The organism is Pseudomonas sp. PA-7-1E (assembly GCF_021605325.1).
Lineage (GTDB): Bacteria > Pseudomonadota > Gammaproteobacteria > Pseudomonadales > Pseudomonadaceae > Aquipseudomonas > Aquipseudomonas fluorescens_BV.
Genome location: NZ_WKFA01000104.1, coordinates 1 through 5,581 on the forward strand (window position 1 = coordinate 1; position 5,581 = coordinate 5,581).

Below are 5,581 nucleotides of genomic sequence, written 5' to 3' on the forward strand. Positions count from 1 at the left end.
AATGCAACCCCTGCGTCGCTGCGCTCCGACTGCCCGGCCGGATGGCCGTGGAACAGGTGGCCAGATGGCCGTGGAATGCCTGGCCAGATGAGAGCGGACTGGGTGGCCGGATGGCGTGGAATCCGCACACAATCCCATGCTGTACGAGCTTTTCTCTGATCTGAAAGTAGGGTTCGCCCATCTTGATGAATGGCTTTGCGTCAGCGCTACGAGCAACCACACAGCCATCGTTGTTGCTTAAAACTACAATGGGAACGCGGGCCAAGTCAGGCCGGAAGACACGCTCGCAGCTCGCATAAAAGCTATTGCAGTCCACTAGGGCAAAGCACGGTTTAGGCTCTTGCATTGGTGTGACTGCGGATGCTGTAGAGAACCACTCCCCAGATCAGCAGCTCATCGTTTTCAAGAACATATCTGGGCGCGAAGGTAGCGTTTTCGGAGCGCAGGATGAACTGATCCCCATCCTTACAAAGCGTCTTGATAAGCGGCTCATTATTCAGCGCGGCGATGACTATTAAGCCAGGCTTCGCTTCGATAGCTCGATCCACTACGACAAGATCACCATCGAAAATTCCGACTCCCTTCATGCTATCACCGCCAACTCTCGCCAGAAAAACTTGAGGGAGACGTAGCCCTAGAAGCTCGTCCAACGATATCTCTCGCTCGATGTGATCCTGTGCCGGCGAAGGAAATCCTGCTGGGACAGTAAACGAGTACAGCGGCAGGGGGTGCCCTGGAGCATCAATGTGCCCGAGATAATCAATCGACATAGAACTCAACCAAGATAACTGTTCATACATACAGTATTATGGTCGGGTGTTTAGAGCAACACGGACTGACGAAGCGCTCGGCAAAGGGCCGAGCAAACCACCGTGCATGGCAGTCAGTTGCAGGCACGGGCAACGATTTGCCTGTCTATCAAAAAATCACTACGCCTAGTTGCTAGTCACGGGGCGTGTGCACCTAGGCGACTAGCTGCATGCGAGCTGTCATCTCAAAGCTTTCTCGGCCCGCGCGGATCCAACGAAATTATGTTGGACGCAGGCAGCTGCCCCTCAAGCTCAGCTATGCGGTCATACAGCTCTAGGATTTTCGCATCCGCTTCACTCAATAAGCTTGCGAGCTGGTCGCGCTGCCGGGCAACGTGCTCAATCCGATCACGCAAGGCGCGACTTTTCTGACGGGCAAGAATATTTACCTGGTTCAACGAAGGAGGTTGCTCCTCCGCGTGTTGCTCTACGTAGTTTTTTATCTCTGCGATGAGACTCGGAAAACGCGATTTCTTCAGTGCTGACGGATCGCTCCCGGCCTCTCTCGCCACGTTGTTCTGAGTGACCGGAGTCCCCTTCGGCAGAAGTTGTGGCCTGTTGAGCTTCAGGCGCTCAAAAGCGTCCCGGTATTGATCAGCCGCGCTGCGGCGAGCAATGAGTTCAACGTCCATTGGCGCTCCCTATGACACGACGGAAGCTCTTTAAGCTTCGCTGTTGAGCCACCAGAGACTCCATGAGCGGGCTTCCATCCTGAGCAGTAGCAAGCCGCTCTTTGAGGATATGCTCAAGATCATCTACCGCATCCAATCGTTCTGAGTCATACAGCACATCAGGGCAAGGTTTTGCGTCCTTTGAGTCACCGCCTCCGCAATGAGCAATGTTGTCGATTCCTCCATATGGACAAGGCACGCGACTCGAACAAACACCAAGAAGGATCTGGCGGCATGCGACCGTGCCCTTCTTCGCCAAACCGATCATCTTCTTTGCATCCTCGGGCGAGATCAGCCGAACGATCTCAGCCTTACGTTTATCTCCATGGGGACTGACAAAACGCTCACTCGTAAGCTGCTGTAACTCTCTTCCAAGCGTCTCGTACATTGTGCGAACGTAAAGAGTGTGAGCCTTTTCCTCCAGACGCACTCGCGAGTGATTTTGTCCGTAGTAAAGGCTCATCGCGCGAGTGATGTGCTTGAGCTGGTACTGAAGCGAAGCATCACTTACGAGCCCGGAAGCTTGCATGTTTACTGCCCCAGTTCTACGCAACTGATGCCATGCCAACGGCCATACAGCGCCTACTTGATACTCCTCCGGCAGTGAAGGGGTAGCTAGCCTGGCCAATTTCAAATCCTCAGTCGTGATACGCAAGCGCTCCAAGTCAAAGAGCTTGTCGTACTGCCCCAAAAGTGCGGCATATGGCGGAATGCTCGGTCTCAGTGAGTGATCATCATTTTTGCGCGATGGGAGCCACGGTTCATGATAAGAATCGGTCAAATAACGCCCGGCAAGACCGCTCGCTTCTAAGTGAGATGCGTGTAATGAGCGAAACAGAGAAATCACCTCCATCGCCCTCACAGCGACCTCCACAGATGGGGATGTGACCCACAGGGCGTCGCTATCAGAAAGCGTTTTTGTTGTCTGCCCACGTAACAAGAAAATGTCGCCGAAACTCTTGTCGTGCTCGACGTCAAGGCACCCGGCTCGAAGATTCCAGGCTTCCTCAACCCGCATGAGACTGAAGTTAAGGATGTAAGCTAAGCCTGCGCGGTTGACCAGTTTCAGATAGCTAGTCAACGTTCTTACTTGCAAGTCGCCACTGCGACCCACCCAACGCTCAAGCAACTCAAAGATGCCGAAGCGTTTCGCGGTATCTGCAAACGCTCCGTGAAACCGAAGCCCCGTTTTAGCGCCCGATAATTGCATGTTATGGCCGCAGAAAGGCGGTGCGTTTACGCATACTCCTCTGTCCGAAACTCTCTGGTTATATTCGTAAGCCGCGACACTGAACCGATAACAAGCTTCAACCTGTTCTCGATGGGATAAGAAGTCATCAAGACACTCTCGCAGCCTCGTGACCTGGTAGTGCCAGATGCGTGGAGGAATGTATGGCGTTTGAGCTGTTTGGTGAGCTGGAAACAGCGCAGCCACACGGGTTAGAGAGCCTGAATCCAGCAACGTAAATCCTACGGCACCTCGGGACGCGTAAAGCTCATGCATTAACGACAGGAACTCGGTCTTTCTTGAGGAATGAAGAAAGTCAGGGATTCGTTCGCATACGCGTGGAAAGTGGCTCAATTCGCTGGCAAGTATTCCGGCCTCTTCGCAAAGCACAAATAGCCGCCGCACCTGATCGAAACGTGTCTTAAGGGATCTGTAGCCTCGAGCGCCATAAGGCCCGTATAGCCACCAGCCTGTGATGATACGGAGCAGGTTAGCGTTCGCCGAGCTAATGGGCGCCGCTACTTTGGTAGCTGGGCCATCCCCAAAATTCAGCGTCACCGCCCGCTTAGCCCATGGGTCAAGCCTCCATACTGGATCGCCCCAACGGCTTATTACTTTGCCCTGTGCATCAATTACGACCGGCCAATCAGGTGGCGGAGGCCAGCTCTCAGGACGGTAATTAAACGCCCCAGGAACGGCGAGAGGCGACTCGATAGAAAGCCCTAACGTCGTGAGCATATTCATAGGGAAGGCCCAGCCGTTACTTCCGCAAGCCGAATAAATCCGTCCCAAGCTGGGTGATAGTTCTCCTCAGCTATGCGAGCCAGTGCCTCTCCCACCCAAAGCCGCCGCACCTCGCTGCTTTCTTGAAAGAACCGTAGCTTCGCACTCAGGCGCTCAACCGCCAGCATCGCTGGATGGTCAGCCTCGCCAGATCTATCCGTGCAAGCTGGGCGATATCTAATTAGCTCCAAGCTCTTGAGCACTCGCAAACTACTCAGAGACCAGACGTGATCCTCGCTTTCAATATCCCGATGATTCACACAGAAAAGACAGCCGGATGCATTGATGCAATCTGGCTCAGGGGCGTTGACCGGAGCATCTAAAACCGATTTGGGTGAAGATGTCACACAAGTACCTGGGGCAGGTGAACAGAAGGCTGTATCGGCTTGTCGGTGGAATCGACTGATTTCAACCATAGCGATTTGCGGGTTTGGCTCTGCGTAAACCCTAATGAGCGTTTCGGCCGTGTGCTGGGCAATGTCAGCCACCTGGTGCGGATTCAGCGATTCTCGTAACAACCAATTGATGCGGGCACCTCGTAATTTCCGAGGCTTAATCATCTCAACGCCAAGTTCAGCGCAAGTCCGCCCTAGTGCTGTGAACTGGGGGGCCTCTAAGGCAAGGCGTCCACCAAGACGAACGAGAGGAAAAAGAAGACCATCGCAATCATCTGGGAACCATGCATTCCGCCATTCGATGTAACGCTCGAACCAATCCCGGTAGCTGGAAAAAACTTCAAATAGAACTTCACCGCCACGTCGGTTTTTATAGGTCCGAACTTGGTAACCATCGAGGTGACTGGTGTAGTTGAATTGATCCATTCGTAGCTTGTGTGCCTGCGAAAGGTTCAGTCCGGTTTGAGCAATGAACATCAGAAGCTCGGCTTCGATTCGTAGGTTAACAACAGAGTGACGGGTACCAATCGAGGTATCGGAGCTCCGAAGCTCCACGTTCCGAGCAATCGTCTTAATAGCGCGCGGGTTACTGAGATTTTTCCTGCGCGTGCTCTGTCTCGACTTACACCAAAACTCCTGCTGTTGACCACTTCGAAGTGAGACCAAAACAGGAAGCCGCCCGGTAGTCGCTTCGTAGCTTAGGGACTCGCAGATATCAGTGAGAAAATGGCCAAATGCAAAACTGTCTTCCAAGCTTTGCTTGTCCGCACACCCACTGCTCATCTTCGCCTTGCCTCTGGGCTTGCGAATCCGGGTGCTGTAAAGAAGCGTTGAACTTCGGCCTAACACTCGATCAAGCATCGTCGCTGTCAAACTTGCGATGTCGTATAACGATAGGGCAGTCAAATATCCGTCTACACGATGACGCTGTAGAAGATGCTCAGCCCACCTCAAGTATGCTTCCACGACAGTATCAATACTCAATGGACGTTCGCACTGATCCACCCACTGAAAAAACTTCCTCAACGCACCGATCTTGTTATTCGCCGAAAAGCGGCTTCCTCCGCCGGCAAGGTCATCGGTCAAACAATCATGTAGTCTGTTCACAAGCTCCGACCGTTCCAGTAAAGGATCACCGAAAGTACCTGACATGATTTCACTGCGTACTGTCTTCACTTTTGCCGCAGCACCACCGCTGTATAAAAGCGGTGCAAGATCCCAAGGAGTCTCGTTTTTCCCGTACTCAAGCATCGGAAACGTCAGGTCTGAAGACGTCAGATTACTCATTGCTCGCTCCATGCCCCGAAGCAATCCCTGTAAACGCAGTCATGAAGTTGTTCGCAATGGCCTGCTTAGCGGGGGCTGCCTGCACAAATTTGATGTATTTGAAGGTGGTGGCCTCCGAGTTTGGACCGTGAAGCAATGCATTACTGACAGTCGCGATCACTATCGCCACATCAACGCAATTTTCTAAAGCGAGCCTAGCTATCTCAGTCCCAAAGGTGCACCGGGACTGGTGGAAGCGAAACTTCCTGAGCGCCTTGATGCCAGCTGCGATGCCTGATTTTCTAAGGAAACTCTGAAGAAGACTTCCAGATTTTGGCAAAATACCCGGATTCCACCCGCTGAGTTTCCCCATGAAGCAGATGACCTTCGCTGACGCCGAGTACGCCGGTAAGCGCAAACAAACCCGCA

Annotated in this window: 5 protein-coding genes and 1 pseudogene; all 6 read right to left on the reverse strand. The window is 53.0% G+C overall.

The window, feature by feature from the left end:
* A partial coding sequence (locus GIW79_RS29930) for a Y-family DNA polymerase (RefSeq protein WP_442968639.1) occupies positions 1 to 346 on the reverse strand: 346 nt, incomplete at its 3' end.
* On the reverse strand, positions 333 to 770 hold the full coding sequence (locus GIW79_RS29145) for a LexA family protein (protein ID WP_236299144.1): 438 nt from the start codon (positions 768 to 770) through the stop codon (positions 333 to 335). The genes GIW79_RS29145 and GIW79_RS29930, both read right to left, overlap by 14 nt.
* A gap of 224 nt (positions 771 to 994) precedes the next feature.
* A complete protein-coding gene (locus GIW79_RS29150; protein ID WP_236299142.1) occupies positions 995 to 1,441 on the reverse strand; it encodes a hypothetical protein in 447 nt (148 codons plus the stop codon).
* Positions 1,431 to 3,452, reverse strand: a complete 2,022-nt coding sequence (locus GIW79_RS29155; protein WP_236299140.1) for a hypothetical protein — start codon at positions 3,450 to 3,452, stop codon at positions 1,431 to 1,433. The genes GIW79_RS29150 and GIW79_RS29155 overlap by 11 nt, the downstream gene beginning before the upstream one ends.
* The gene (locus tag GIW79_RS29160; protein WP_236454488.1) at positions 3,449 to 5,173 is read right to left on the reverse strand and encodes a site-specific integrase; all 1,725 of its coding nucleotides are present in this window, start codon (positions 5,171 to 5,173) and stop codon (positions 3,449 to 3,451) included. Before GIW79_RS29160 ends, GIW79_RS29155 begins: the two co-directional genes overlap by 4 nt.
* Positions 5,166 to 5,581, reverse strand: a pseudogene (locus GIW79_RS29165) (hypothetical protein); the annotation flags it as partial. The pseudogene GIW79_RS29165 and the gene GIW79_RS29160, both read right to left, overlap by 8 nt.

Coding starts and splice junctions, on each gene's coding strand:
- GIW79_RS29145 (WP_236299144.1), bottom strand. CDS start 770: ATGTCGATTGATTATCTCGGGCACATTGATGCTCCAGGGCACCCCCTG.
- GIW79_RS29155 (WP_236299140.1), bottom strand. CDS start 3,452: ATGAATATGCTCACGACGTTAGGGCTTTCTATCGAGTCGCCTCTCGCC.
- GIW79_RS29160 (WP_236454488.1), bottom strand. CDS start 5,173: ATGAGTAATCTGACGTCTTCAGACCTGACGTTTCCGATGCTTGAGTAC.
- GIW79_RS29150 (WP_236299142.1), bottom strand. CDS start 1,441: ATGGACGTTGAACTCATTGCTCGCCGCAGCGCGGCTGATCAATACCGG.